Annotated in this window: 28 protein-coding genes and 1 pseudogene; 20 read left to right on the forward strand and 9 right to left on the reverse strand. The window is 67.3% G+C overall.

Annotation, left to right across the window (positions count from 1 at the left end; genetic code table 11):
* Positions 1-146 precede the first annotated feature (146 nt).
* The 9 genes from VPA02S_RS20250 to VPA02S_RS20290 all read left to right on the forward strand — a co-directional run bounded on the left by VPA02S_RS20250 (position 147) and on the right by VPA02S_RS20290 (position 6,159).
* A complete protein-coding gene (locus tag VPA02S_RS20250) occupies positions 147-542 on the forward strand; it encodes an acetyl-CoA carboxylase biotin carboxyl carrier protein (protein ID WP_062365340.1) in 396 nt (131 codons plus the stop codon).
* Between the two features lie 25 nt (positions 543-567).
* On the forward strand, positions 568-1,332 hold the full coding sequence (locus tag VPA02S_RS20255; RefSeq protein WP_062365341.1) for a LamB/YcsF family protein: 765 nt from the start codon (positions 568-570) through the stop codon (positions 1,330-1,332).
* A 155-nt stretch (positions 1,333-1,487) separates the two neighbouring features.
* Positions 1,488-2,240 (forward strand): SDR family oxidoreductase, encoded by a 753-nt coding sequence (locus tag VPA02S_RS20260; RefSeq protein WP_062365342.1) that lies wholly within the window; start codon positions 1,488-1,490, stop codon positions 2,238-2,240.
* 32 nt (positions 2,241-2,272) lie between these two features.
* Positions 2,273-2,974, forward strand: a complete 702-nt coding sequence (locus tag VPA02S_RS20265) for an amino acid ABC transporter permease (RefSeq protein ID WP_062365343.1) — start codon at positions 2,273-2,275, stop codon at positions 2,972-2,974.
* Positions 2,975-2,983: 9 nt separating this feature from the next.
* On the forward strand, positions 2,984-3,742 hold the full coding sequence (locus tag VPA02S_RS20270; RefSeq protein ID WP_062365344.1) for an amino acid ABC transporter permease: 759 nt from the start codon (positions 2,984-2,986) through the stop codon (positions 3,740-3,742).
* Between the two features lie 81 nt (positions 3,743-3,823).
* Positions 3,824-4,558 carry an amino acid ABC transporter ATP-binding protein gene (locus tag VPA02S_RS20275; RefSeq protein ID WP_062365345.1) on the forward strand — a complete coding sequence of 245 codons (735 nt, stop codon included), beginning with the start codon at positions 3,824-3,826 and terminating at the stop codon, positions 4,556-4,558.
* A 43-nt stretch (positions 4,559-4,601) separates the two neighbouring features.
* Positions 4,602-5,444: an ABC transporter substrate-binding protein gene (locus VPA02S_RS20280; RefSeq protein WP_062365346.1), complete on the forward strand. Its 843-nt coding sequence runs from the start codon at positions 4,602-4,604 to the stop codon at positions 5,442-5,444.
* A gap of 100 nt (positions 5,445-5,544) precedes the next feature.
* Positions 5,545-5,751, forward strand: coding sequence for a hypothetical protein (locus tag VPA02S_RS20285; RefSeq protein ID WP_015866392.1), 207 nt, complete (start codon positions 5,545-5,547; stop codon positions 5,749-5,751).
* 132 nt (positions 5,752-5,883) lie between these two features.
* Positions 5,884-6,159, forward strand: a complete 276-nt coding sequence (locus VPA02S_RS20290; RefSeq protein ID WP_015866393.1) for a hypothetical protein — start codon at positions 5,884-5,886, stop codon at positions 6,157-6,159.
* Between the two features lie 11 nt (positions 6,160-6,170).
* Here VPA02S_RS20290 and VPA02S_RS20295 read toward each other — a convergent pair whose 3' ends face one another.
* On the reverse strand, positions 6,171-7,928 hold the full coding sequence (locus tag VPA02S_RS20295; protein ID WP_062365347.1) for a chloride channel protein: 1,758 nt from the start codon (positions 7,926-7,928) through the stop codon (positions 6,171-6,173).
* A gap of 112 nt (positions 7,929-8,040) precedes the next feature.
* Complete coding sequence (locus VPA02S_RS20300; protein WP_062365348.1) at positions 8,041-8,457, reverse strand: MarR family winged helix-turn-helix transcriptional regulator; 417 nt, start codon at positions 8,455-8,457, stop codon at positions 8,041-8,043.
* 245 nt (positions 8,458-8,702) lie between these two features.
* Here VPA02S_RS20300 and VPA02S_RS20305 point away from each other — a divergent pair, with 245 nt between their 5' ends.
* The 6 genes from VPA02S_RS20305 to VPA02S_RS20330 are packed head-to-tail and all read left to right on the forward strand — an operon-like array spanning position 8,703 to position 13,354.
* Positions 8,703-9,191 (forward strand): tripartite tricarboxylate transporter TctB family protein, encoded by a 489-nt coding sequence (locus VPA02S_RS20305; protein WP_062365349.1) that lies wholly within the window; start codon positions 8,703-8,705, stop codon positions 9,189-9,191.
* 19 nt (positions 9,192-9,210) lie between these two features.
* On the forward strand, positions 9,211-10,728 hold the full coding sequence (locus VPA02S_RS20310) for a tripartite tricarboxylate transporter permease (RefSeq protein ID WP_041945914.1): 1,518 nt from the start codon (positions 9,211-9,213) through the stop codon (positions 10,726-10,728).
* A 24-nt stretch (positions 10,729-10,752) separates the two neighbouring features.
* Complete coding sequence (locus tag VPA02S_RS20315; RefSeq protein WP_062365350.1) at positions 10,753-11,586, forward strand: nitronate monooxygenase; 834 nt, start codon at positions 10,753-10,755, stop codon at positions 11,584-11,586.
* Between the two features lie 45 nt (positions 11,587-11,631).
* On the forward strand, positions 11,632-12,357 hold the full coding sequence (locus VPA02S_RS20320; protein ID WP_062365351.1) for an RNA polymerase sigma factor: 726 nt from the start codon (positions 11,632-11,634) through the stop codon (positions 12,355-12,357).
* Positions 12,358-12,392: 35 nt separating this feature from the next.
* Positions 12,393-12,962, forward strand: coding sequence for a ferritin-like domain-containing protein (locus tag VPA02S_RS20325; RefSeq protein WP_062365352.1), 570 nt, complete (start codon positions 12,393-12,395; stop codon positions 12,960-12,962).
* Positions 12,959-13,354 carry a c-type cytochrome gene (locus VPA02S_RS20330; protein WP_062365353.1) on the forward strand — a complete coding sequence of 132 codons (396 nt, stop codon included), beginning with the start codon at positions 12,959-12,961 and terminating at the stop codon, positions 13,352-13,354. Before VPA02S_RS20325 ends, VPA02S_RS20330 begins: the two co-directional genes overlap by 4 nt.
* Before the next feature lie 12 nt (positions 13,355-13,366).
* Here VPA02S_RS20330 and VPA02S_RS20335 read toward each other — a convergent pair whose 3' ends face one another.
* The gene (locus tag VPA02S_RS20335) at positions 13,367-14,353 is read right to left on the reverse strand and encodes a DMT family transporter (protein WP_155736609.1); all 987 of its coding nucleotides are present in this window, start codon (positions 14,351-14,353) and stop codon (positions 13,367-13,369) included.
* A 44-nt stretch (positions 14,354-14,397) separates the two neighbouring features.
* Here VPA02S_RS20335 and VPA02S_RS20340 point away from each other — a divergent pair, with 44 nt between their 5' ends.
* The gene (locus tag VPA02S_RS20340; RefSeq protein WP_062365354.1) at positions 14,398-15,267 is read left to right on the forward strand and encodes a LysR family transcriptional regulator; all 870 of its coding nucleotides are present in this window, start codon (positions 14,398-14,400) and stop codon (positions 15,265-15,267) included.
* 18 nt (positions 15,268-15,285) lie between these two features.
* Here the strand turns inward: VPA02S_RS20340 and VPA02S_RS20345 are convergent, their stop codons facing one another.
* The gene (locus VPA02S_RS20345) at positions 15,286-15,840 is read right to left on the reverse strand and encodes a flavin reductase family protein (RefSeq protein ID WP_062365355.1); all 555 of its coding nucleotides are present in this window, start codon (positions 15,838-15,840) and stop codon (positions 15,286-15,288) included.
* A gap of 14 nt (positions 15,841-15,854) precedes the next feature.
* Positions 15,855-17,120: an acyl-CoA dehydrogenase family protein gene (locus tag VPA02S_RS20350; RefSeq protein ID WP_062365356.1), complete on the reverse strand. Its 1,266-nt coding sequence runs from the start codon at positions 17,118-17,120 to the stop codon at positions 15,855-15,857.
* Between the two features lie 135 nt (positions 17,121-17,255).
* On the opposite strand from VPA02S_RS20350, the gene VPA02S_RS20355 reads away from it, so the two are divergent.
* The gene (locus tag VPA02S_RS20355; protein ID WP_062365357.1) at positions 17,256-17,792 is read left to right on the forward strand and encodes a MarR family winged helix-turn-helix transcriptional regulator; all 537 of its coding nucleotides are present in this window, start codon (positions 17,256-17,258) and stop codon (positions 17,790-17,792) included.
* 24 nt (positions 17,793-17,816) lie between these two features.
* Positions 17,817-18,770 carry a LysR family transcriptional regulator gene (locus VPA02S_RS20360; protein WP_062365358.1) on the forward strand — a complete coding sequence of 318 codons (954 nt, stop codon included), beginning with the start codon at positions 17,817-17,819 and terminating at the stop codon, positions 18,768-18,770.
* Here the strand turns inward: VPA02S_RS20360 and VPA02S_RS20365 are convergent, their stop codons facing one another.
* The 3 genes from VPA02S_RS20365 to VPA02S_RS20375 are packed head-to-tail and all read right to left on the reverse strand — an operon-like array spanning position 18,771 to position 21,718.
* On the reverse strand, positions 18,771-19,832 hold the full coding sequence (locus VPA02S_RS20365) for a maleylacetate reductase (protein ID WP_062365359.1): 1,062 nt from the start codon (positions 19,830-19,832) through the stop codon (positions 18,771-18,773).
* Between the two features lie 4 nt (positions 19,833-19,836).
* On the reverse strand, positions 19,837-20,706 hold the full coding sequence (locus tag VPA02S_RS20370; protein WP_062365360.1) for an intradiol ring-cleavage dioxygenase: 870 nt from the start codon (positions 20,704-20,706) through the stop codon (positions 19,837-19,839).
* A 34-nt stretch (positions 20,707-20,740) separates the two neighbouring features.
* The gene (locus VPA02S_RS20375; RefSeq protein ID WP_062365361.1) at positions 20,741-21,718 is read right to left on the reverse strand and encodes an amidohydrolase family protein; all 978 of its coding nucleotides are present in this window, start codon (positions 21,716-21,718) and stop codon (positions 20,741-20,743) included.
* A gap of 265 nt (positions 21,719-21,983) precedes the next feature.
* Here VPA02S_RS20375 and VPA02S_RS20380 point away from each other — a divergent pair, with 265 nt between their 5' ends.
* Positions 21,984-23,360 (forward strand): MFS transporter, encoded by a 1,377-nt coding sequence (locus VPA02S_RS20380; protein WP_012748727.1) that lies wholly within the window; start codon positions 21,984-21,986, stop codon positions 23,358-23,360.
* 35 nt (positions 23,361-23,395) lie between these two features.
* Here VPA02S_RS20380 and VPA02S_RS20385 read toward each other — a convergent pair whose 3' ends face one another.
* Positions 23,396-23,671 (reverse strand): hypothetical protein, encoded by a 276-nt coding sequence (locus VPA02S_RS20385; protein WP_012748728.1) that lies wholly within the window; start codon positions 23,669-23,671, stop codon positions 23,396-23,398.
* 508 nt (positions 23,672-24,179) lie between these two features.
* Between VPA02S_RS20385 and VPA02S_RS32090 the strand changes: the two are divergent.
* Positions 24,180-25,162, forward strand: a pseudogene (locus VPA02S_RS32090) (hypothetical protein); the annotation flags it as partial.

A 25,162-nucleotide genomic window follows, 5' to 3' on the forward strand; every position in this document is an offset into this window, starting at 1 on the left:
CTCCCCGCAACGAAATAAAGGAGGAGGGGGCGCAGCCCCCGGGGGACATTCGCGGAGGGGAGTACCCGGTGGCCTGTGCACGCGCCCTGAACAAAAGCGCCCTGAACAAGAGCGCCCCGAACAACAGCACTTCAAGAAAAGCTGACATGCAGGACATCGCACTGCGCACCCCGCAGCTGGCCGCCTGGCTGGCCGGCACCGACATCGGCCTGCTCGAACTGCGCACGCCACAGGGCACGCTGCGCCTCGGACGGCAGGGCGACAACATCGTTGAACTGCCGGCGGAAGAAGCCGAACCAGAGCACTCGCCGATCCACGCCCCCTCGCTCGGCGTGTTCCTGCACAGCCATCCGCTGGCCGCCGCGCCGCTGGCGCGCATCGGTGAGCGCGTGGAAGCCGGCCAGGCCGTCGGCGTGCTAAAGATCGGCCCGCTGCTGCTGCCCGTAACCGCGCCGCAGGCCGGCATCGTCGACGGCATCCACGCGGCCGACGGCCTTGCGGTCGGCTACGGCACGCCGCTGCTCGACCTGCTCCCCCTCTGACGACCGAGAGAGAAAAAGGACTCCCATGGACATCGACCTGAACGCAGACCTCGGCGAAGGCTTCGGGCCCTGGCGCATGGGCGAGGACGAGGCGCTGCTCGACATCGTTTCTTCCGCCAACGTGGCCTGCGGCTTCCATGCGGGCGATCCGGTCATCATGGACCGCACCGTGCGCCTGGCGCTGGCGCGGGGCGTCGACGTGGGGGCGCACGTGGGCTTTCCCGACCTGCTCGGCTTCGGCCGCCGGCCGATGCAGATCGAGCCGAAGGAACTCGTCGCCTACGTGCTCTACCAGCTGAGCGCGCTGGACGGCATGGCGCGCACCGCGGGGCACCGCATGACGCACATGAGCTTTCACGGCGCGCTCGGCAACATGGCCGCGGCCGACCCCACGCTGGCCGAACCGCTGGTGCGCGCGGTGGCGGACTTCGATCCGATGCTCATCGTCAGCTCGTCCGCCAGCCGCGCCATCGAGGACGCGGCCGCGCGCTGCGGCCTGCGCGTGCGCACCACCTTCCTGGCCGACCGCGCCTGCGACGACGACGGCCTGCTGGTGCCGCGCAAGCTGCCCGATGCGGTGATCCACGACCAGGGCGCGGTGCTGGCGCGCGTGCGCCAGCTGCTGGAAGAGGGCACGGTGACCAGCTACAGCGGCCGGAAGATCCCGATGCGCGCGCATTCGATCCTGCTGCACGGCGACACGCCCGGTGCGGTGGAGCTGGCCCGCGCGGTGCGCGGCGTGGTCGAGCAGGCGGGGCGCGTGGTGCCCATCTCGAAGCAGCCGGACTAGCCCGGACATGGTGCTTACCCTAGGTCGCGCGCACGAACACGGGGCAACATAAGGGCGGCTTATCGCTCCACAGCCAATCCGTCTTGGCGCCGCGAAGAAGCGCTCGATACAGTGAATTCAACGCAGCGATCTCCAGTTCCACGAAAGAAACAAAGATGCCCTTCTCCGACTACAAGACCGCGCTGGTGACAGGGGCCTCCTCGGGCATCGGCGCTGCCGTCGTCGAGCGCCTCTGCAAGGAAGGCCTGGAGGTCCACGCGCTGGCGCGCAGCGCCGGCAAGCTGGCCGAACTGGCCGCGCGCACCGGCTGCATCCCGCACGCCATCGACGTGAGCGACCTTGCCGGCATCACCCGCCTCACGCAGGAGGTGGAATTCGACGTGCTGGTCAACAACGCCGGCGTCGACCGCCCCGGCTCCATCCTCAAGGCCGACGCCGAGGGCATCGACCTGCTGGTCGACGTGAACCTGCGCGCCGTGCTGCACCTGTGCCGGCTCGTGGTGCCCGGCATGGCCGCGCGCGACCGCGGCCACGTGGTCAACATCAGCTCCATTGCCGCGGCCTACAACTTCGGCGGCAACAGCACCTACCACGCGACCAAGGCGGCCGTGAGCATGCTGTCGCGCCAGCTGCGCATCGACGTCTTCGGCAAGCGCGTGCGCGTGACCGAGATCTGCCCGGGCCGCGTGGCCACCGACATCTTTGCGCACGTGCACGGCGACTCCGAAGAAACCCGCAAGCGCTTCGTCGAAGGCTACGAGCTGCCGCAGGCCGAGGACATCGCCAATGCCATCGCCTTCGCGATTGCGGCGCCCATCGCGGTCAACGTGGGCCACATGGAAATCACGCCCACGCTGCAGGTGCCCGGCGGGCTCTCCACCGCGCGGCCGCAAGCGCCGCAGGCCTGAGCGCCCCGCATGGCCACGCCAAGGAGCAGCACATGAAGGACTTCGACCTGCTCGCGATCCTGCTGAAGCCGGAGTTCGGTGCAATGCTCTTGCACGGCCTGCAGGAGACGCTGAAGATCGCGGCCGGTTCCTGGCTGCTGGCCATGGCCATGGCGGTCGTGCTGCTGGTCGTGCGCCTCACGCCGAGCCGGCTGGCCGAGCGTGTGGTGATGGGCTATATCTCCTACCACCGCAACGTGCCCACGCTGGTGCAGCTCATGCTCTGGTACTTCGGCATCTTCAGCCTGCTGCCCGATGCGCTGCAGGGCTGGTTGTCGGTGCACAACGCGGAGACGATTCTCTCGATCGTCGCGCTCGGGCTCTGCCAGGCCGCCTACTTCAGCGAGGACATGCGCTCGGGCCTGCGCTCCATACCGGCCGGGCAGGCCGAGGCCGCGCGCGCGCTCGGCCATGGCTACATCGGTTCGATGCGCCACGTGATGCTGCCGCAGGCCATCCGCAACGCGGTGCCGGCACTGGTGAACCACAGCGTGTCGCTGTTCAAGAACAGCAGCCTGGCCATGGCCATCGGCGTGGCCGAGCTGACGCACGCGGTGAAGGAGATCGAGAGCCAGAGCTTTCGCACCTTCGAGGCCTACAGCATGGCGACGGTGCTGTACCTCGTGTGCTCGCTGCTCATCATGGCGCTGGGCGGCTGGCTGTCGCGGCGCTACCGCATCGCCGCAGCGAGGTAGGAAGAAGCCATGTTCAGCGTCTTTGAAATCCTGCGCGACAACTGGCTGCTGCTGCTCGTCGGCCAGTACCCGAGCGGCCCGCTCGGCGGCATCGTCGCCACGCTGATCCTGTCGGTGCTGGGCATCGTGCTGGCGTTTCCGCTGTCGGTGCTGCTGGCGCTCGCGCGGCTGTCGCCCTGGCGCCTCTTGCGCTGGCCGGCCACGGTGCTGGTCTACGTGGTGCGCGGCGTGCCGCTTCTCATGGTGATCCTGTGGGTCTACTTCCTGGTGCCGATCCTGATCGGGCGCGACGTGTCGGGCTTCACCACCATGCTGTGCACGCTGGTGATCTACGAGGGCGCCTACCTGTCGGAGGTGGTGCGCGCCGGCATCCAGGCACTGCCCAAGGGCCAGGCCGAGGCGGCGCGCGCGCTCGGCCACAGCCACCTGGGCACCATGTGGTTCGTGATCCTGCCGCAGGCGCTCTACAACATGCTGCCGAGCATGCTGAGCCAGTTCATCTCCACCATCAAGGAGACCACGCTGGGCTACGTCATCAACGTGCAGGAGCTGACCTTCGCGGCCAACCAGATCAACAACCAGCTGCTGACCAAGCCGTTCCAGGTGTTCTTCATCCTGGCGATGACCTACTACGTCGTCTGCTTCAGCCTGACGCAGCTCGCGCAGTGGCTGGAGCGGCGCATTGCCCACAAGCGGCTCGGCGCCGCCTCCGTGAAGGCACCCGAAGACGGTGTTTCGCTGCCGCCGCCGGTGGCAGCGAACCCGTGAGGCCGCGCTCGACGGCCATCGACCACAAGACCAGGAGACAGCGCCATGAACCCCGTTCCACACCCCGCAGGGGATGACACCATGATCCTGTTCTCCAACATCAACAAGTGGTATGGCGACTACCAGGCGCTCGCCGACGTCAACGCCGAGGTGAAGAAGGGCGAGGTCGTGGTGGTCTGCGGGCCCTCGGGCTCGGGCAAGTCGACGCTGATCCGAACCGTCAACCGCCTGGAGGAAGTGAAGTCGGGCCAGCTGCTGTTCGACGGCCACGACATCCACGCGCCCATGGGCAGCGCGGCGCTCAACAAGCTGCGCAGCCGCATCGGCTTCGTGTTCCAGAGCTTCAACCTGTTTCCGCATCTCTCGGTGCTGGAGAACATCATGCTGTCGCCCATGCGAGTGCTGGGCGTGAAGCGGGCCGACGCGAAGGCGAGGGCGGCGCAGCTGCTCGAGCGCGTGGGCCTCTCGAACAAGGCCGGCGCGTACCCGGCGCAGCTTTCGGGCGGGCAGCAGCAGCGCGTGGCCATTGCGCGTGCGCTCGCCATGGAGCCGCCCGCGATGCTGTTCGACGAGCCCACCAGCGCGCTCGACCCCGAGATGGTGGGCGAGGTGCTGTCGGTGATGCGCGGCCTGGCCCACGACGGCATGACCATGATGTGCGTCACGCACGAGATGAACTTCGCCCGCGAGGTGGCCGACCGCGTCTGGTTCATGGACGCGGGCCGCATCCTCGAGAAGGCCGACCCCAAGGCCTTCTTCAAGAGCCCGCAGCATCCGCGTGCGCAGCGCTTCCTGTCGGACCTGCGCGCGCACTGATCCTTGTTTTTTTCCTTCCCCAGCATCTCCTCAGGAGCTCACCATGTCGAACAGAAACGTCTTCCGCCTCACCACGATCGGAACCTGTCTTTGCGCCGCCTCTCTGCTGGCGCATGCCGACCAGTGGAGCGACATCAGCGCGCGCAAGGAGCTGCGCTGCGGCACCTTCGCCGACGTGCCGCCCTTCGCCGCACCCGATCCGAAGACGCGCGAGATGGTGGGCCATGACGTCGACCTGTGCCACGCGCTGGCCAAGGAACTCGGCTTGACGGCCAAGGTCACGCCGCTGTCGGTGGAAGCGCGCGTGCCCGAGGTCAAGCTCGGGCGCGTCGACGTGACCATTGCCAACCTGGCCTACACCAAGAGCCGCGGCGAGCAGATCCAGTTCAGCGACCCGTACTACGTGGCCAAGGAAATGCTCGCGGTGAAAGCCTCCGACCCGGGCACCGCCAAGGCCGACTTCAAGGGCAAGCGCCTGAGCTCGACCAAGGGATCGACCTCGGAGCTGTCGATCAAGATGAACGGCTCGGAGCCCGTGACCTTCCAGGACACGGGCTCGGCCTTCATGGCGGTGCAGCAGAACAAGTCGGTCGGCATGGTCGCCAACACCATGACCATCACCAAGCTGGTCAACCAATCGAAGACCGAGGGCGTGGCGCTGAAGATGATCAAGGAGCCGATGGTGCTGCAGCCCATCGGCATCGGCATGAAGAAGGACGAGCCGGTGCTGCTGGCCAAGGTGAACGGCGCGCTCTACGCGCTCGAAAAGTCGGGCGAGCTCGACAAGATCTGGGCCAAGTGGCTCGGCCCGAACACCGAATACAAGATGGTGCGCGAAGAAAAGATCACGCCGCTGGCCGAGCTCAAGTTCGAACTCCTGCCCTGAGCATCCGCCTTGCCGCCAGCGCATCCAACTAGTTATAAGAACTAATTATTAAAACGAAACTGCGTATTGTTTTTGCGCGTTTCTTGGGCATCATTTCCGCATGGAGAAGACAAAGGCCCTGGTGACCGTGATCGAGATGGCGCGCGCCGGCCTCGGCTTTACGCCCGCCGACGCCCTCGACCACATCGCCGCTCTCATCGCCCAGGAGGATGCAGAAAGCCCGTTCCACGACCGCCGGGTCGAGGAGCTGCTTCGCCTCGGGGCCTGCATCTGGAGCCTGCGGCGGGACCTCGTGACGCCGCGCTGAGCGCTTCGCCCTGGCACGCACGGGCTATGCCGTGTGGCCAGATGCAGAAAAGGGTACTTAAGGCTACATTTTCCAGACCAAGAAAAGCCGGCATTCTTTGGGTCGAACAAACGCCGGCAATCGGAGGACTGAATGCCGCTCTTGTTCCTGCTGAGGCTCCAGCACACGCTGCTGCCTGTCCGAGTCGCGCTTCCGGAGGAAGTGCGGATCGTCTCGGTGCTCGTGGCCACGGGTCTGATCGAGGCCGAGTTCGCACCCGTGAGGCCGGCGGGCCGGGATGCCGCATCGCGCATCGCGACGGTGAGGCGCATCACCGAGGAAGGCCTCGCCGAGCTCGCCCAGATGAGCGACGCACCCAAGTTCGTGAAGACCTCGATGCAGTTCGCGCGCGGATTGCGATTGATGTAGGGCTTGCAGGATCAGGCCTGCCAGGGCAGCCCGCGCATCCGCTCGCGCTTTTCTTCCTCGTCGAAGTGCGCGAGCGAAGGCTTGATCAGGTCGCTGCGCGCCACGATGCCCACCAGCACCAGCGATTGCGCGTCCTTCACCACGGGCAGCCGCTCGAGCCGATGGCGCGCGAGCCGCGTGGCCACCGCACGGCAGTTCTCGCCCGGCAGCGCAAAGAACAGCGGCACGTCGGCGCAGGCGTCGCCCACGGTGGCAATGGGATCGCGCGTGCCGCACGCGGCCAGCATCGCGCGGTCCGCCACGCCGATCACCGCGCCGTTGCGCACCACGGGGAACGCGCGGTGGGCCTGGCCATCGCCGAAATGCTCGAACAGCGCCCGCGCCACCGGCAGGGCCGCGTCGATGCTGCGCACCTCGCGCGTCATGACCTCTTCCACGGAGTGCCGCTCGAGCGGATCGACGCCGTATTCGCGGTAGATGTGATAGCCGCGGCGCGCGATCTTCTCGGTGAGGATCGAGCGGCGCATGGTCAGCACCGTGAAGCCGTAGGCCACGGCGGAGGTGGTCAGCAGCGGCAGCAGCGCATTGCTGTCGTGCGTGAGCCCGAAGGCAAAGATGGTGGCGGTGAGCGGCGCGCGCATCACGCCGCCCAGCGTGGCGGCCATGCAGACCAGCGGCCACAGCATCGGGTCGTTGCCGGGCAGCACGTGCGAGAGCACCACGCCCAGGCCCGCGCCCATCATCAGGAGCGGCGCAAGCACGCCGCCCGAAGTGCCCGAGCCCAGCGAGATCACCCAGATCACCGCCTTCACCGCGAGCAGCGCGGCCACCACGCCGAGCGCCAGGTGGTTGTGCAGCAGGTCGCCGATCACGTCGTAGCCCACGCCCAGCGCACGCGGCTCGAAGTAGCCGCCGATGCCCACCGCCAGGCCGCCGATCGCCGGCCACCACATCCAGTGGATCGGCAGCTTGCCGAACAGGTCTTCGACCTTGTAGAGCGAGATCGAGAGCGAGGCCGACAACGCGCCGCACAGAAGCCCCGCGGCCACGCACGAGAGCATCGCGAGCGGGCCGGGCACCGCGGTCTGCAGCGGAAACAGCGGGCCCGCATCCATCAGCAGCGGACGTGTGAACCCCGCCACCGCGCAGGCCACGGCCACCGGCAGCAGGCTGCGCGGCCGGAGTTCGAACAGCAGCAGTTCCACTGCCAGCAGCACGGCCGCCACCGGCGTGCCGAACACCGCCGTCATGCCCGCGGTGGCACCCGCCACCAGCAGCGCCTTGCGCTCCGCGGCCGTGAGATGGAAGTGCTGCGCGATCAGCGAGCCGATGGCGCCGCCGGTCATGATGATCGGCCCTTCGGCGCCAAACGGGCCGCCGCTGCCGATCACGATGCCCGAGGACAGCGGCTTGAGCAGCGCCACCTTCGGCGACATCTTGCTCTTGCCGAACAGGATCGCCTCGATCGCCTCGGGAATGCCGTGGCCGCGGATCTTGTCGGAGCCGTAGCGCGCAACCAGGCCCACGATCAGCCCGCCGATCACCGGCACCACGATGACCCAGGCCCCCAGCGTGTGCCCGGCCGGCGAGCGGTCGGCCAGCGAGAAAGTCTGGAAGAAGAACAGGTTGGTGAAGAAGCGGATCAGGTCGAGCAGCACGCGCGCGGCCACGGTGCTGACCGCCCCGACGACGATGGCCATGACAGTGATGCGCAGCAGGCGCGCATTGAGGGCGAAGTCGCCGCGGGGCGGGTGGGGGACTGGAGTCATGGCTGTTCGGGAAGAGTCGATCTGCCTCGTCCGAGGCCAGCCCTCGAATATATCATTTCATGACATATTGAGCCACGCCCCCTTCGTGGCCGGTGCCGGCGGGAGCGGCCGGCTATGCGCCGCCCTTCCTGACGAGCGCCACCACCTCGGCCAATTCGGCCACCTGGTCCGTGTGCAGCATCGCGAGCCGTTCCAGCTTCCTGCGCCCCGCGGCCAGCAGATGGACCTCGACCTGGCGCCGGTCCGTATGGCTAGGCTTTCGCCTGACGAGGCCGGCCTCCTCGCAGCGCGACACCAGCGCGACCACACCGTGGTGCTGGGCCTGCAGGCGCTCGGCGATCTCGCTGATGGTCGCCCACTCGCGGCCGGGGAAGCCCTGGGTGTGGAGCATCAGCTGGTATTGAAGGACGGTGATGCCTTCCTCCCGCGCGGCGTCTTCGCTGAAGCGAAGAAAGCTGCGCAGCCTGAATCTGAAGTCGGACAGTGCCTCGAAGTGCTGCTTCTCGATGGATCCCCGTTGGCTGGCCATGAACTTTCCAAGAATGATTGTGCGAACGGAAAGCAATGTAGCAGCCGGCCCGATCCGACGCAGGGTAATTACTCACAGTGTGATGCAATAAATCTCATAACATGATGCATCTGACTTGAACCTGACCTGTGCGATGCCGGCTGCCTTCTCGGCATTCCGCGCGCACTTCCCCGCTGTCCGCTGCCGTTGCCCGTGCATCCGTGCGGGTTGCCGTATCCATTCCATTCGAGAGAGAAAGATTGCGTATGCAGATCAAGAGCCAGAAGACCTTCTTCTCGGGCATCATGTTCACCTGCGTCGGCGCGGCGTTCGCGCTGGGCGCCTCCAACTACAACGTCGGCAGTGCGGCCCGCATGGGGCCGGGCTACTTCCCGCTGATCGTGGGCGTGCTGCTGACGCTGCTGGGCCTGGTGGTGATTGCCACGGCGTTCAAGGGCCAAGACGCCGGCGGCGACCCCGTTGGAACGATCGCATGGAAGCCGCTCGGCTTCATCATCGGCGCGAACCTGCTGTTCGGCATCCTGCTGGCGGGCCTGCGCAGCATCGGCCTGCCGGCCATGGGCCTGATCCTCGCCATCTATGCGCTCGTGATCGTGGCCTGCATGGCCGGTGCCAACTTCTCGATGAAGCTGTCGCTGGTGCTCGCGACCGTGCTGGCCATCGGCAGCTACCTGACCTTCATCGTGGGACTCAAGCTGCAGTTCCAGGTGTGGCCCACCTTCATCACCGGCTGAGCGCGAGGCACCACCCATGATGGATCTGATCAACCACCTGTCGCTCGGCTTCTCCACCGCGGTGACGCTGCAGAACCTGGCCTATGCGTTCATCGGCTGCCTGCTGGGCACGCTGATCGGCGTGCTGCCGGGCATCGGCCCGACGGCCACCATTGCCATGCTGCTGCCGGCCACCTACGCCCTGCCACCCGTGGCCGCGCTGATCATGCTCGCGGGCATCTACTACGGCTCGCAATATGGCGGCTCGACCACCGCCATCCTGGTCAACCTTCCGGGCGAATCCTCGTCCGTGGTCACGGTGATCGACGGCCACCAGATGGCCAAGCGGGGGCGCGGCGGGCCGGCGCTCGCGGCCGCCGGCCTGGGCTCGTTCTTCGCGGGCTGCGTGGGCACGCTGATCCTTGCCGCCTTCGCGCCGCCGCTGACCGAGATCGCCTTCAAGTTCGGCCCGGCGGAGTATTTCTCGCTCATGGTGCTGGGCCTGATCGGCGCGGTGGTGATGGCCTCGGGCTCGCTGCTCAAGGCCATCTGCATGATCATGGTGGGGCTGCTGCTGGGCCTGGTCGGCACCGACGTGAATTCCGGCGTGGCGCGCTACAGCTTCGACATCCCGGAGCTGACCGATGGCCTGGGCTTCATCGCGATCGCCATGGGCGTGTTCGGCTACGGCGAGATCATCGCCAACCTGGCCCGGCCCGAGGACGAGCGCGAGGTGTTCACGGCCAGCGTCTCCGGCCTGATGCCCACCAAGGAAGACTTCAAGCGCATGCTCCCGGCCGTGCTGCGCGGCACGGCGCTGGGCTCGTCGCTGGGCATCCTGCCGGGCGGCGGCGCCACGCTGTCGGCCTTTGCGGCCTACACGCTCGAAAAGAAGATCAAGCTCAAGGCGGGCGAAGTGCCCTTCGGCAAGGGCAACATCCGCGGCGTGGCCGGGCCGGAAGCCGCGAACAACGCGGGCGCGCAGACCTCCTTCATCCCGATGCTGACGCTGGGCATTCCGCCCAACCCCGTCATGGCGCTGATGGTCGGCGCCATGACGATCCACAACATCCAGCCGGGCCCGCAGGTGATGACCAGCAACCCGGAGCTGTTCTGGGGCCTGATCGCCTCGATGTGGATCGGCAACCTGATGCTCGTGATCCTGAACCTGCCGCTCATCGGCCTGTGGATCAAGCTGCTGACCATTCCCTACCGGTGGCTGTTCCCCGCGATTGTGCTGTTCTGCGCCATTGGCGTGTACTCGACCAACAACAATGTGTTCGACATCTGGCTGGTGGCGATCTTCGGTGTCGTGGGCTACACCTTCATCAAGCTCGGATGCGAGCCGGCGCCGCTACTGCTCGGCCTCATCCTGGGGCCGATGATGGAAGAGAACCTGCGGCGCGCGCTGCTGCTCTCGCGGGGCGACTGGAGCGTGTTCGTCTCGCGGCCGATCTCCGCGGGGCTGCTGGCGGCCGCGGTCGCGCTGCTGCTGATCGTGCTGCTGCCCTCGATCAGATCGAAGCGCGAAGAGGCGTTTGTCGAGGAAGCAGGCTAGCCAAAGCAAAACAAGGAGCCGCCCATGTCCAGTTCCCGCCAGGCTTCGGCGCCCGAATCCGCCGCGGTGCTGCACCGGCCGGTGTGCGACCTGCTCAGATGCAGCCTCCCGCTGGCGCTGGCCGGCGCGGCCGACCCGGAACTGGTCGCGGCCGTGACGCAGGCCGGCGGCTTCGGCTTCCTCGGCATGTCGGAGGCGCCGCCTGCGCGCATCCGCGAAGGGGTGCTGGCGGTGCGGGCGCACACGGACCGGCACTTCGGCGTCGAGATGAATCCGGCGGCCACGGAGCCGGCGCTGCTCGGTGCGCAGATTGCTGCCTGCATCGAACTGCGCGTGCCGGTGGCCGGGCTGCTCGGCGCGCTGTCCGGGACCACCGTGCGGCAGCTTCGCGAGGCCGGGGTGGTGGTGGCCTGCCAAGTGTCGTCGGTCAGCGCCGCGTGCGAAGCAGAAGGCGCCGGGGTGCAGATCTTGATCGTGCAGGGCCGGGAGGCCGGCGACGCCGTGCGCGGTGCGCAGCCCCTGGCTGCCATCCTTGCGGATGTGCTGGTGCTGGCGTCGGTTCCAGTGCTCGCGGCGGGCGGCATCGCCGATGGAACGGACATTGCCGCGGCGCTGGCCGCGGGCGCGCAGGGCGCCGTTCTTGGTGCCGCGGCCCTGCAGTCGGGCGCGAGCGAAGGTGAGGCCGAAGGCACGGCACCGCTGGAGAAGATCGCCAGCGCCAGCAGGCGCCTGCACCAGCTCGCATCGGATGCGGCGGCCTCTCTGCGGGGCCGGGCACTGCGCTTTCCTGAACGCGTGATGCTGTCCTCGCCGGTCTGCTATGCCGACGAACTCGCGCCATCGAGCAAAAATAATTGAAACGCGGCGCGGGGCTGCTTCATCCAATGGGAAAGAGAAGTACACATGTCCCACGCCGCCCCCTCCCCAGTTGCCGCACCTGCGAGCCCCGCACAGGGCTCCGACCGCGAACTCGCGGCGCGCGCCGCGCAAGGCGATGCGCCGGCCTTCGAGTGCATCATGCGGCGCCACAACCAGCTGCTGTTCCGCACGGCGCGCAGCATCCTCAAGAGCGACGAGGAAACCGAGGACGCGCTGCAGGACGCCTACCTGCGCGCCTGGCGCGCCATCGGCAGCTTCCGCGACGATGCGCAGCTCTCGACCTGGCTGGTCCGCATCGTGATCAACGAGGCCCTCGGGCGCCTGCGGCGCCGCGGTGCGCAGGTGATTCCGCTCGACGGCGCCGCCGCGCCCGGCTTCGATGAAGACGAGCCCGAATCGGCGGCCGCCGACGATCCCGACAAACAACCGGAACGCCACGCCATGCGGGAAGAACTTCGGCGGCTGATGGAGCGCCGCATCGACCGCCTGCCTGATGCCTACCGCACCGTCTTCATGCTGCGGGCGGTCGAGGAGATGAGCGTCGAGGAAACGGCCGCGGCACTGGCATTGCCCGAAGCCACCGTGCGCACCCGCTTCTTCCGCGCGCGCAGCCTTTTGCGCGAAGGCCTGTCCCGCGACATCGACGTGGCCGTGGGCGATGCATTTTCATTCGACGGCACACGCTGCGATCGCATCGTGGCGCGTGTGCTGGCGAGCCTGGCCGACGAGCGGGAATCGCCCCGCCCCTGAAGCTCTTACCCACGATCACTACGAGGAAAACAACCATGTCCTTCTTTCAAATGACTTCTCCCGTCGCCGCGCGGCGCATGTTCCTCGGCCAGTCGGGGCTGGTGCTGTCCGGTGCCGCGGTCGCGCTGCTGGCCGGCCGCGATGCCCTGGCCGCCAAGACCGGCGGCGCCACCGGCAACGACGTGCAGATCCTCAACACCGCGCTTGCCGCCGAACTCGAGGCCATTGCGGCCTACCAGGCCGGCGCCGAGAGCAAGCTGCTCGAGAAGCCCGTGCTCGACCTGGCGCTGAGCTTCCAGGGCCACCACAAGGCGCATGCGGACCTGCTCGCCAAGACGGTCGCCAAGCTCGGCGGCCATGCCGTGGCGGCCAAGGCCAGCTATGGCTTTCCGCTGGAGCAGCTGAAGTCGCAGGCCGACGTGCTGCGCTTTGCGGCCAAGCTGGAGCAGGGCGCCGTGAGCGCGTACCTGGGTGCCGTGCCGCTGTTCGGCAATCGCGACCTGTCGAAGGCGGCTGCGAGCATCCTTGGCGACGAGGCCATGCACTGGGCCGTGCTGCGGCAGGCACTCGGCGAAACGCCCGTGCCTTCGGCCTTCATGTCATGAGCTCAGGCCGGTGGCTCCTTGCGGCCGCCGCACTGGCCGCGGCCGCGCACGCGTGGGCAGTGCCCGACGCGGTGCGCGGCGAGCAGGTCTACGCGCGCTGCCTGGCCTGCCATGCGCTGGCGGTCGACCGTGTCGGGCCCCGGCACTGCGGCCTGTTCGGCCGGCTGGCCGGCAGCGTGCCCGGCTTCGCCTATTCGGAGGCCATGAAGAAATCGAGGATCGTCTGGAACGGCAAGACGCTCGACCGCTTCCTGGCCAAGCCGCTGGCCATGGTGCCCGGCACCGCCATGACCTACGACGGCGTGCCCGACGCCGCGGAGCGCGCGGACCTGATCGCCTACCTCAAGCGTGCCGACGAAGCGCCGCCATGCAGCGGCCGCGCACGCGAGTGATCGCCAGGTCCATCAGCCGCCGCCCGCCGCATTCTGCTTCGGCTGCTTGATCGTCCACAGCGCTGCCGCCATCAGCGCGACACCCGCAAGCTGGACCCCGTTCAAGCGGCGCCCGTACACCACCCAGTCCACCAGCACCGCAGTCAATGGGTACACGAACTGCAGCACGGCGATCCTGCCGAGCGAAAGCCGGGCCATGCCCGCGAAGAGAAGGGCGTAGGCCAGCCCGGTGTGCAGCACGCCCAGCCCCGCGAGCCACGCCCAGGCGGGCGCCGAATCCGGCCAGCCGAACACAAGAGGCACCCACGCCAGGACAACAACGCCGATCAGGCACTGCCACCAGGCCAGCGCGTAGGACGTGATGGCTTTTTCCGTATTGGCGAGGATGGTCACCGCGGCATAGCAGAGCGAGCCGCCCAGGCACATGAGCAGGCCGAGCGCGTAGCCGCTGCCCCACGAGGCCACCGATGCCATGTTGCCGAAAAGCCCGGTCGTCAGCGCGAGCCCGCACAGCGCGGCCAGTGTGGCGGCCCACTGGCGCGGCGACACGGCTTCGCGCAGGACCAGTGCGCCGAAGAGAATGATCCACACCGGCTGGATGTGAAAAACAATGGTGGCCACCGCAATCGAGATGCGCGGGATCGCCGCGAAGAACAGCGCCCAGTTCAGCACCATCAGGCAGCCCGTCGCGCAGGCGATCCATCCGCTCTTGCCGCGCAGCCGCAGTTCGTTCGTTCGGCCGGTTGCCAAGCCCCATGCGAGCAGCGCCAATGCACCGAAGGCGCAGCGAAACAGCACCGTGACCAGCGGATGCTGGTGCGCCTCTTCCACGAAGACGCCGATCGTGCCGAGCAGCACGCCGCCGGCAATTAGCAGCCATTGCCCCGTGCTCTCCCGTTTCGATTGCCGGCGCGTCGCCGCGAACGCGGGGTGCACCTGGACTGCCTTCTTTTGCATGAAGGCGATCGTCCGCCCATGCCGCAACGGCGTAAAGCGCATAGTTCGAAGGCCTATCATTCGAGCATCGAATGAGAAGCGCGACGATGAAATACCCCGATTTCCAGATCGACTGGCTGCGCGCCCTGGTGGCGGTGGTGGATGCCGGCTCGCTGTCGGCCGCGGCGCCGCTGGTCCACCGCTCGCAGTCGGCGGTGAGCATGCAGATCAAGAAGCTGGAGAACGCGCTCGGCCAGGCCGTGCTGCTGCGCGGCCCGCGGCACCTGGAAGTGACACCGGCAGGCGCGCAGCTGCTGGGCTATGCGCGCCGCATGCTCGAACTGCAGTCGGAAACGCAGAACGCCATGTTCGGACCGGAGCTCGCGGGCCGCGTGCGGCTCGGCGTGCCGGACGACTACGCCTCCACCTACCTGACGCCGGTGCTGCGCAGCTTTGCCGGCCGCTACAAGGGCGTGGAAATCGAACTGACCTGCGAGCAGTCGACCTCCCTCATCCCCAAGATCGCGCGGGGCGAGCTGGACCTGGCACTGGTCTCCCGCGACAAGCCGCAACGCGGACAGCTCCTGTTCCACGAACCGCTGGTGTGGGTCGGCACGGCGCAGCATGAAGCCTGGCGCCGCAATCCGTTGCCGATTGCCGTCTACGAGGCGGGCAGCATGGCCCGAACTGCCGCGCTCTCGAGCCTGGCCGCCAGGCGGCGCGCCTATCGCATCGTCTATCACAGCTCCAGCCTCGCCGGCCAGCTCGCGGCCGTGGAGAGCGGCCTGGCCGTGGCCGTGTTCACGCGCTGCAGCGTTCCGCCTCACCTGCAGATATTGCAGAACCTGCCCAGCGGCTTCGACCTGCCCAGGCTCAAGTCGATGGACGTGGCGGCCTTGCGCAGCAAGGTGTCGCTGCGCTCGCCCGCGGTCGATGCCATGTACGAGCAGATGCTGAGGACCTTGAGCCCGGCATAGGCAAGCGCACCGGCGCCATCAACCGCCGCCCTGCGGCCGAGCCAGGGTGTCGGCAAGCTCCCACAGCGACCCCATCTGGCCCGAATGAAAAAGCAGGGGCGGCACATCGGTCCGCGAGAAGCGCTCCACGCGGCCGAGGATGATGGTGTGGTCGCCTTCCTGGTGGCGCGAGTAGGTCGAGCACTCGAAGGTCGCGACGCTCTCGACGAGCCGAGCGCATCCGTTGGATCCGGCCTCGAAGGCTTCGGCGAAGCGCTCGAACTTGTCGGCCGCGGGCTTGGCGAAATGCCAGGCCAGCTCGCGCTGCCCGGCGGTCAGCACGCTGAGGTTGAACGGCCGCGTCGCCAGGAATGCATCGGCGCTGCGCGTGTCGTCGCGGATGCTCCACAGGATCAGCGGCGGGTCGAGCGACACCGATGCGAAGGAGTTGATCGTCATGCCTTCGCGCTTGCCGTCCGGCGTGGTGGTGGTCACGAGGCACACCCCCGTGGGAAAGGCGCCGAGCGCCTGCCGCAGCTGGCGCGCATCGACCGTCTCGGCCGCGTCGCCCGTGATGAGAGCCCAGGAGTACATGGCCGGTGCCTCGATCAGTACTGGCCCTTCGGCTCCAGGCCGAGCAGGTACTGGCCCACCATCGAGGAGACCGCGTCCCAGTTGAGGCTGATGTGGCGCGAGATCGCATTCGTGTCGCGCCACATGCGCTGGATCGGCTGGTTCAGCGACAGGCCCGCGCCTCCGACGCTCGCGAACACCGCCTCGACGGCATCGCGCGAGAGCCGCGCGGCAAAGGCATGGTCGCGCCGGTTGCGGATCCGCTGCTCGATGCTGATGACATGGCCGTCCATGGCCATCTGCTCCACCTGCGCGGTGTCGCGGTAGAGCAGCAGCCGCGCCGCATCGACGCTCGCCGATGCCTCGGCCAGGCGCGACTGCACGGGAAAGAATTCGCTGAGCCGGCTGCCGCCGCCGGCCACGGCCCCCCGCGTGACGCGCGTGCCGGCCAGTGCGATCAACTCGTCGACCGCGCCTTGCGCGGTGCCGACGATCGGCGACACCAGGCAGACCGGCACCGCCGACAGAAAGGGAATGCGGTAGATCGGATTCGCGTTGACCTTGGCGCCCGGCGGATTGTTGGACGAAGCCTCTGCGAACGTCAGCTTGCGGTGCCCCGGAATGAACACCGGCTTGTCGATGACGATCGCCTTGGACCCGGTGCCTGCCTGTCCGGCCACGTGCCAGTTGTCCTCGATGGCCCAGTCGGAGCGCGGCGCGAGCAAAAAGCCGGCCGTCGGAGGGGCACCTTTTTCTTCAGGCGGAAACTGCACGCCCAGCAAGGCCCACTGCGAGTTGTCCACGTTCGAGGCAAAGAGCCACTTGCCTTGCACCCGATAGCCGCCGTCGACCTTCTCGGCCATGGTCGCGGGCGCATACGAGCCGCAGACGATCGCGCGCGGGTCCTTGCGCCAGACGTCGTCCTGTGCCTCTTCCGGAAAGATCGCGACCAGCCACTGGTGAATGGCGCCGAGCGAGCAGCCCCACGACGACGAGGTGCAGCCCCGCGCCAGTTCGCTGACCACGTCGATGAACGCGGTGAACCCGTACTCGTAGCCGCCGTAGCGCGCGGGCTGCATCAGCCTGAAGAAGCCCGCGTCATGGAAGGCCTGCGTGGTGGCCTCGGAAACGCGGCGGTCCTGCTCGGTTTGCTGGGCCCGCTCGCGCAGCATCGGCACCAGGTTGTTTGCAGATGCAGCTATTTTTTCGATCGAAGGCGCATCCTTCACGGGCGACTTGCGGCCTGGGGCGGGGAGGTCTACGCGGTCCAGTTGAGCAAAGGGGTTGGCGGCTTCAGTCATGGCGGTCTCCGGATGGTGGATGGGAACTCGACGGTGGCAAGGCCTCGATTGAAGCGCATGAAACTTGCAAATGCAAATAATAAATGCTTGGGGTTTACGCTATATCGATGCCGGCAATCGCCTGTAGCATTCGGTATGGCCACCAGAAAACAGACCGCAGCAAAGTCGACGCAGCCACGCAAGGCGCGCGCCGAGGCGTCTCCCAAATTGAATGCAACTGCAGACAAATCGGCAGACCACGACCTGGGGCGGGCCATTCCGTACCTGCTTGCCCGCGCAGGCATGCGCATGGGGCAGTCGTTCAGCAAGGAGCTCAAGCAGTTCAAGCTCTCGCTGACCGAGTGGCGGGTGTGCGTGGCGCTGCACCACAAGGCGCATCAGCGGCTCTCCGACCTGGCGCTGCACACGTCGACGGACGCTTCCACGCTCTCGCGGGTGGTCGACGGCCTGCTGCAGCGCGGCGTGCTGGTGCGCGACCGGTCGGACGAGGATGCGCGCGCGCTCGCGCTGAGCCTGACCGAGGCGGGCCGCGACCTCACGCTGCGGATCATTCCGCTGGCCCAGGTCTACGAGCGTGTCTCGCTGGCCGGCTTGACCACCGCGCAGGCCGAATCGCTTCGGGACATGCTCCGGATGGTCTACGACAACCTGGCCGTGCTGGACAACGAATGACGGTTCGGTGAAGGAGGCGGCGCCATGAACATCAACTCCATCGACCTGAATCTTTTCCTGGTGTTCCAGGCCATCTACGCCACGCGCAGCGTCACGCTCGCGGGCGACCGCCTCGGCATGACGCAGTCCGCGGTGAGCAATGCCCTCAAGCGCATGCGCGAGCGCTTCAACGACGCGCTGTTCGTGCGCTCGGCCGACGGTATGGTGCCCACGCCCGTCGCCGAGCGGCTCATCGCGCCCATCGAGGAAGGCATTGCCTGCCTGGTGCAGGCGGTCGACCAGGGCCGCACCTTCGAACCCGAGACCTCGAGCCGCATATTCCGGATTGCCGTCAATGACATCGGGCAACTGGTCATGGTGCCGGAGCTGCTTTCAGTCGCACGCGGCATCGCGCCGGGGGTTCGCTTCGAAACCGTGGATGTCTCCGTGGCCGAGGCCCGGCAGCGCATGCTCCACGGGCAGATCGACGTCGCCCTCGGCAGCTGGGAAGCGATGGGGCCATCGTTCTACCAGCAGCGGCTGTTCGACGAGACCTTCGTGGTGCTGATGTCGAAGGCGTCGCCGCTGGGCACGCGCGAGCGCATCGAGCTCGACGACTACCTTGCAGCCGAGCACATCGCCTACCGGCCGCAGGGCACCACCGACTCGCAGCTTCAGCAAACCCTGGAGCGGGCCGGCGCGCTCGACCGGCGGAGGGTCGTGCTTACCGCCGCCCATTCGCTCGGCCTGACCTCGATCGTCGCCACGTCGGGGCTCTTGCTGACCGCGCCGGCACGCCTTGCCAAGGCCATGGTGGCGTCGCGCGCGGACCTGCACAGCGTCGACGCGCCGTTCGAGGTCAGGCCCTTCGAGATCCGCCAGCAGTGGCACGAGCGCTTTCACCAGGACAGCGGCAACCGCTGGCTGCGCGAGCTGATCTTCGGGCTCTTCCATGAGCGGTCGAGCAGGGAGCCTGCGCCGCAGGCGCGAGCCACCTGATCAGGCTTGCGGTGGCGCGCCCTCCCATGCGCGGCCGAGCAGGGCGCGCAGCGCCGCCTTCTCGAGCGGCCGCGGATTCGGATATTGATTCGAGACAGCCAGATCGGCTGCATGCTCAAGACCGGCGGCCGGCATGTCGATCGCCTTCAGCGACACGGCAGCGCCGTGCGTTCTTGCGAGTTCGAAGAACCCCATGGCCGCATCTGCGACCCCCAGGGCTCTTGCAATGCGCGCCATGGCCTCTGGCGCCGCGCTCGCGTTGTAGGCCAGCGCATGCGGAAGAACCACGGTGTGCACTTGCGCATGCGGCAAATCGAAGGTGCCGCCCAGCGTGTGGCACAGCTTGTGGTGCAGGCCCATCGACACGGCGCCGAGCACAGTGCCGCACAGCCAGGCGCCGTAGAGGGCCTGGCTGCGTGCGGGCAGGTCGCGCGGGTTCTCCCGCAGCGGCTGCAGCGCCGCCGCGCAGGCGCGGATGCCTTCTTCGGCCATCAACGAGATCACCGGGTTGCCGTCGTGCGCATACAAGCCTTCCGCCGCGTGCGCCATCGCGTTGATCGCGCTCGTGACCGTCAGGTCCAGGGGCAGCGACAGCGTGAGCCTGGGGTCGTAGATGACGACACGCGGAAGCACGCGTGCGTCGCGTCCGGTCTTCTTCAGCCCCGCTTCCGTGATGCCGTAGATGGGCGTCGCTTCGCTGCCCGCGTAGGTCGTCGGAACCGCGATGATCGGCAGGCCGGACTCCAGCGCAATCGCCTTGCCGAGCCCGATGGTGGAGCCACCGCCGACCGCCAGCGCGCAATCCGCCTTCAGCTCCGAAGCCAGTGCGCGTGCCTTGCGCGCGGTCTCGATCGGCACGTGCATGGCTGCTTCGTCGAAGATCCCTGCGATGCGGCCCGGCAGCCGGTCGGCAATGGCCTGCGCCTGCTCGCGCTGGTTGGGCGTGCACAGGACGAGGGCGCGCGTCGCGCCCAGGCGCTCGATCTCCGCCGGCAGCTGGTCGATGCTGTCCGCACCGAAGACGATGCGCGAAGGGCTCGCGGTGTAGACGAAGCGCTCCATGCCCCTAGTCCCTGGATGCGTTGTTCAACACGAAGTCGTAGTCGAGCGTGTGGAACGGCACCTTCATGTGCGTTCCGTCGGGCGCGATGCCGGGCTCGTGGCGCTTCCAGTCGGCGATGAGGGAAGAGCGCACGCCGAACACGGCGTCTGATTCCAGATAGCTGCCGCCCGAGCGGAACACATGGGTGATGAGCGGCTCGTAGCCCGGCGCCTTGATCATGAAGTGCAGGTGCGCGGGACGCCACGGGTGGCGCCCGAGCTGCTCCAGCATCTGGCCCACCGGGCCATCGTGCGGAATGGCATAGGGCACGGCCACGATGGACCTGAAGTGGTAGCGCCCGTCCTCGAGGCTCTTCAGCTGGCCACGACCCTGCGCATGGTCCAGCCCGGGGCGCTGCACGTCGTACCAGCCTTCATCGTCGGACTGCCACACGTCGATGCTCGCATCGCCGATCGGCTCGCCACCGATGCCCCGGATGGTGCCGGCGACGAAGCAGGGCTCGCCGCTCGCGCCGTTGGAGATGTCGTCGCCGTTCTCGTACTGCGGCGCATCGGGCACGTAGAAGGGGCCGAACACCGTCGCCTCGGTGCATCCCGTGGGGCGCCGGTTGCACTGCGCGGTGACCAGCGTCGAAAGCCCCAGCACGTCGGACAGCAGGATGAACTCCTGGCGCTTGTCGTCCGTGATCTTTCCGACCCGCGTGAGAAAGTCGATGCCGCAGGCCCACTCGGCCTCGGTGAGCTGCACCTCGCGCGCAAAGTCGTGCAGATGCCGCACCAGGCTGTCCATCACGGCCTTCAGGCGCGGGCTGGGCGTGGCGGCCTGCGCCTTCAGGGCCGCGCTGGTGATGGTCCATTCGTCGATGTCGATCATGGGTGCCAGTGCCTTGTCGATGAGCGCCTTGAAATCAGGCCAGCTTGAACAGCGACATCGCGTTCGTCCGGCCGATCTTCTTGCGGTCGGCCTCGCTGATGCTCGTGTCGTTGAACCAGTTCGACGCATGGTCGATGTTCTCGAACGGCCAGTCGGTCGAGAACAGGATGCGGTCCGATCCAACCTCCAGCATCGCATCGATCAGCGTCTGGGTGCGGAAGTTGCCGGAGGTCGTGAGATAGAAGTTTTCCTGGAAGTACTCGCAGAGCTTGCGCTTGGCCGGATAGCCCTTGGGCGCCTTGACCCAGGCGTTGCGGTGGTCGACGCGCCACATGTTGTAGGGCAGGCCCTCGCCCAGGTGGCCGAGGATGATCTTGAGCCCCGGATGGCGATCGAAGAGGCCGCTTGCCATGAGCCGCAGCGCATGAACCGCAGTCTCCTGCGCAAAGGCCCAGGTGGGGCCGAGCAGCCAAGGGTGGCCTTCGTAGATCTGGGCCCAGCTCGCGATGGGGTTGCGCGGATGCAGGTAGAAGGGCGCATCGAGCCGCTCCGCGGCGGCCCAGAAGGGCGCGTACTGCGGCGCATCGTAGTAGGCGACGTTGTCGGGCGTGCCGACCTGCGAGAAGCCATTGACCAGCGCGCCGCGAAAGCCGAGCACGGTCATGCAGCGCTCGAGCTCCTGCGTGGCCTTCTCGGGGTCCTGCATCGGCAAGGCGGCAAAGGCCTGGAAGCGGTCGGGCCTCTTCGCCACCTGCTCTGCGAGAAAGTCGTTGGCGCGCACCGCGAGCTCGTACGCCTTCACCGGATCGGCCACCGCCTGGACGGCGGGCGCGTTGAGCGAGAGGATCATCATCTCCATGCCGTGCTCATCCATCTGGCGCAGGCGTCCGTCATGGATGTCGAGCAGGCGGCTGCTGAGCTCCTTCCAGTAGACGCCGGGCACGAAGCCCGCTGAATCCTGCAGCGTCTGTGGAATTGCGAAATGTTCTTCGAGACCGATCTTTCCTTGCATGCCTATCTCCTGTGTGCGGGCGGATGGGCCAATCTATGGGCGGCGGCAGGCACGGTCCAACAAAAATCGGTGATAGCGCGCATTCGAAGATCGCATGCAGGGGCAGGGTGGCCGCAACCCATGGGTAGACCCGCCCCAACATTCACAGGCTGCATAGAGGACATCCGGAAAATGCGTTGGACCCTCGAAACCGGCACGCCCATGATCGCTGCCACTGCCAGCCATGCCTGGCCGCGATCTTTGCCATTCGAAGGAGACAAGAGCCATGCGCCAAATCGATCTTCACAAGCTGGCCGACGATGCCCGCTTCAACCGCTTCCACGGCCTGGTGCTGTTCTGGTGCGCGCTGATCATCGTGTTCGACGGTTACGACCTGTCGGTCGTGGGCATCGCGCTGCCCTCGATCATGAAGAAGATGGGCGTCGACGCCACCAACGCGGGCTTCATGGTCAGCTCCGCGCTTTTCGGAATGATGTTCGGCGCCATCTTCATGGGGACCATTGCCGACCGGATCGGCCGCCGCTGGGCGATCGCCATCTGCGTGGGCCTCTTCAGCGTGTTCACGGCCTGCGCCGGGCTGGCGGAGGACGCCATTGCGTTCAGCGCCATGCGCTTTCTTGCCGGGCTCGGCATCGGCGGCGTGATGCCGAACGTCGTCGCGCAGATGACCGAGTACTCGCCGAAGAAGATCCGTGCGACCCTTGTCACGCTGATGTTCAGCGGCTATGCGGTCGGGGGGATGATCGCGGCGATCCTCGGCAAGGGGCTCATCGAAAGCTACGGCTGGCAATCGGTGTTCTTCGCGGCCGGCCTGCCGGTCTTGCTGATTCCCTTTATCCTCAAGTCGGTTCCGGAATCGATGCCTTTTCTGCTGGCCCAGGGCCGCACCGAAGAGCTGAAGAAGATCGCCTCACGGCTCGACCCCAGCTACACGCCGCAGGCGACCGACCGCTTCGCGGTGCCGGCCAAGGACAGGGCCGACAGCGCGCCGATCAAGCACCTCTTCTTCGATGGCCGCGGCTTCAGCACCGTGATGTTCTGGATCGCGTTCTTCATGTGCCTGTTCATGGTCTTCGCGCTGAGCTCATGGCTCACCAAGCTGATGGCGAGCGCGGGCTACAGCCTGGGCTCGGCCCTGACCTTCGTGCTGGTGCTGAACGCGGGTGCGATGGTCGGCGCCATCGCGGGCGGCTGGCTCGCCGACCGGTTCCACATCAAGTACGTGCTCGCCGGGATGTATGCGCTGGCCGCGGTGTCGCTCACGCTGCTGGGCTACAAGATGCCGACACCGGTGCTGTTCATCCTGATCGGGCTGGCCGGCGCATCGACGATCGGCACGCAGATCGTGGCCAATGCCTACACCGGCCAGTACTACCCGATGGCCGTGCGCGCCACAGGCCTGGGTTGGGCATTGGGCGTGGGCCGCAGCGGCGCGATCTTGGCGCCGATCGTCATCGGCATGCTGGTCGGCATGAACCTGCCGCTGCACCAGAACTTCATTGCGATTGCCATTCCGGCGGTCATCGGCATGGTCGCGGTGCTGCTCATCCAGCACGACCGCTCGGCCTCGGTGCTGAAGGCGGAGGCCGCGCCCGCGCTGGGCAAGGTGGCGGCGGGCGTCTCCGGAACCGCCGGGAGCTGACCGGGCAGCGCAGGCCGCCCGCACCTGTCCCGCACCTATCCGTGCGGATCGGCTTCCGCAAGCGGACGCGTCAACGCCGCCGCCGTGTCGAGCAGGACGACGGCGCGGTCCGGGTCGTGGCCCATGTAGGGGCTGACCAGCAGCTGGCCGATGAGCCGGTCGAAGCCGTGCCGCACCTTGGCCGGCTCCGGGTGCGCCGCGTACATGGCGCGCAGCATCGACACCACCGCACTGACCTGCGTCCCCAGGACCTCCATGGCGCCCAGGCGGCCGCTCGCCTCGAAGACTGCTTGTGGATCGGTGGTGGTCATGCGGGGCTCCCGTCTCGGTGTTGAAGCGCCAGAACGTAAAAAGAGGCCTAATGGATTACATCTCAATCCAAAATCCCCAAAGCTGGTGACATTGCCGCCGAAGAGCGTGAGATTTGTCACGGTGGCCGCGGCCTGCATGGGCGCCATTGCCATCGCGGTTCGATATCGCGCTCGGTCCCACCGTGCCAATCGCCGCCGTTGGGTGTGGGCTGATGTCCCGAGCTTGCAGCGAGAGTTTGGATCTTGTTGCCCCGCATATCCAAAGGCCAAAGGCCCGGCCGGATTGCAGGCCGTGTTACGCGGTACGCGCTCCCCCGCGTAACGTAGCAACAGCCAAAAGCTTGGGTGCCTGTGACGAACGGCGCTGCTTCCGCCGCACGCATGAATGGAGAAAAAGCCTTTTTAATCAACCGTTTGCAATAAATCGCACGAGGCTTCTCCGGAGTGGAAGGGCAGTGGCACGCATGTTGCCACTTGTGACCATCCAATAAACGAGGAGGCCTCTCACATGACCGCGTCGCAGACATCGATTCCATCCACTTCCGGAGCCGTCAACAACGACGTTGCACCGGTGGTCATCGCCCAAGCCACGGTGACCCCCATCGCTCCGATGGGATCGTCTCCAGTGCCGCCGGTCGCCGCCCCCGGGCCGTCCAGCATCGGATCGCTTTCCAATGCCACACCCGGCACCGCGCTGATTCGCGACGGCGTCCGGATTCCCGTGGACGGCAGCCACGCCCTTCTCACCGGCGACCGCGTGCTGGTCCCCGAAGGTGGCCAGGCCGAGGTGTTGTTTCCGGGCTCGCCTTCCAACAAGGCGCCGCTGGCCGGCGTCTTTACCGGCGGCACCGACGCAACGCTCGGATCGACCAAGCTGCCGGGCGGCCTCGAGCAGGTGAACGTCGACGTCGCCACGGGCGACCTCAAGATCACGCCGCCCGACAACGATGCCGATGCGGCGGCAGTTGCCGTCACCAAGGCGCACACCGGTGCAGCCGGCATCGGCCTGGGCGAGTTCGCCCTCGGCGCGCTCGGAGCAGTCGCGCTCGGCGCGGCCTTGGGCGGCGGTGGCGGCAGCGACGGCGGAACGGTTCCGTTCTTCCTTGGCAGTGGCAGCGGCACCGGCGGCGGTACGGGGGGCGGCCTCGACGATGGTGACAGCGACAGCGACAGTGATGCTGATGCTGATGCTGATGCTGATGCCGATGCCGATGCTGATGCTGATGCTGATGCGGACGCCGACGCCGACGCCGACGCGGATGCTGACGCGGACGCGGACGCGGACGCGGACGCGGATGCCGATGCCGATGCCGATGCCGATGCTGACGCGGATGCTGACGCGGATGCTGATGCTGATGCTGATGCTGATGCGGACGCCGATGCCGATGCCGATGCCGATGCCGACGCCGACGCCGATGCCGATGCCGATGCCGATGCCGACGCCGACGCCGATGCCGATGCCGATGCCGATGCCGATGCCGATGCCGATGC

Source organism: Variovorax paradoxus NBRC 15149 (assembly GCF_001591365.1).
GTDB classification, from domain to species: domain Bacteria; phylum Pseudomonadota; class Gammaproteobacteria; order Burkholderiales; family Burkholderiaceae_C; genus Variovorax; species Variovorax paradoxus.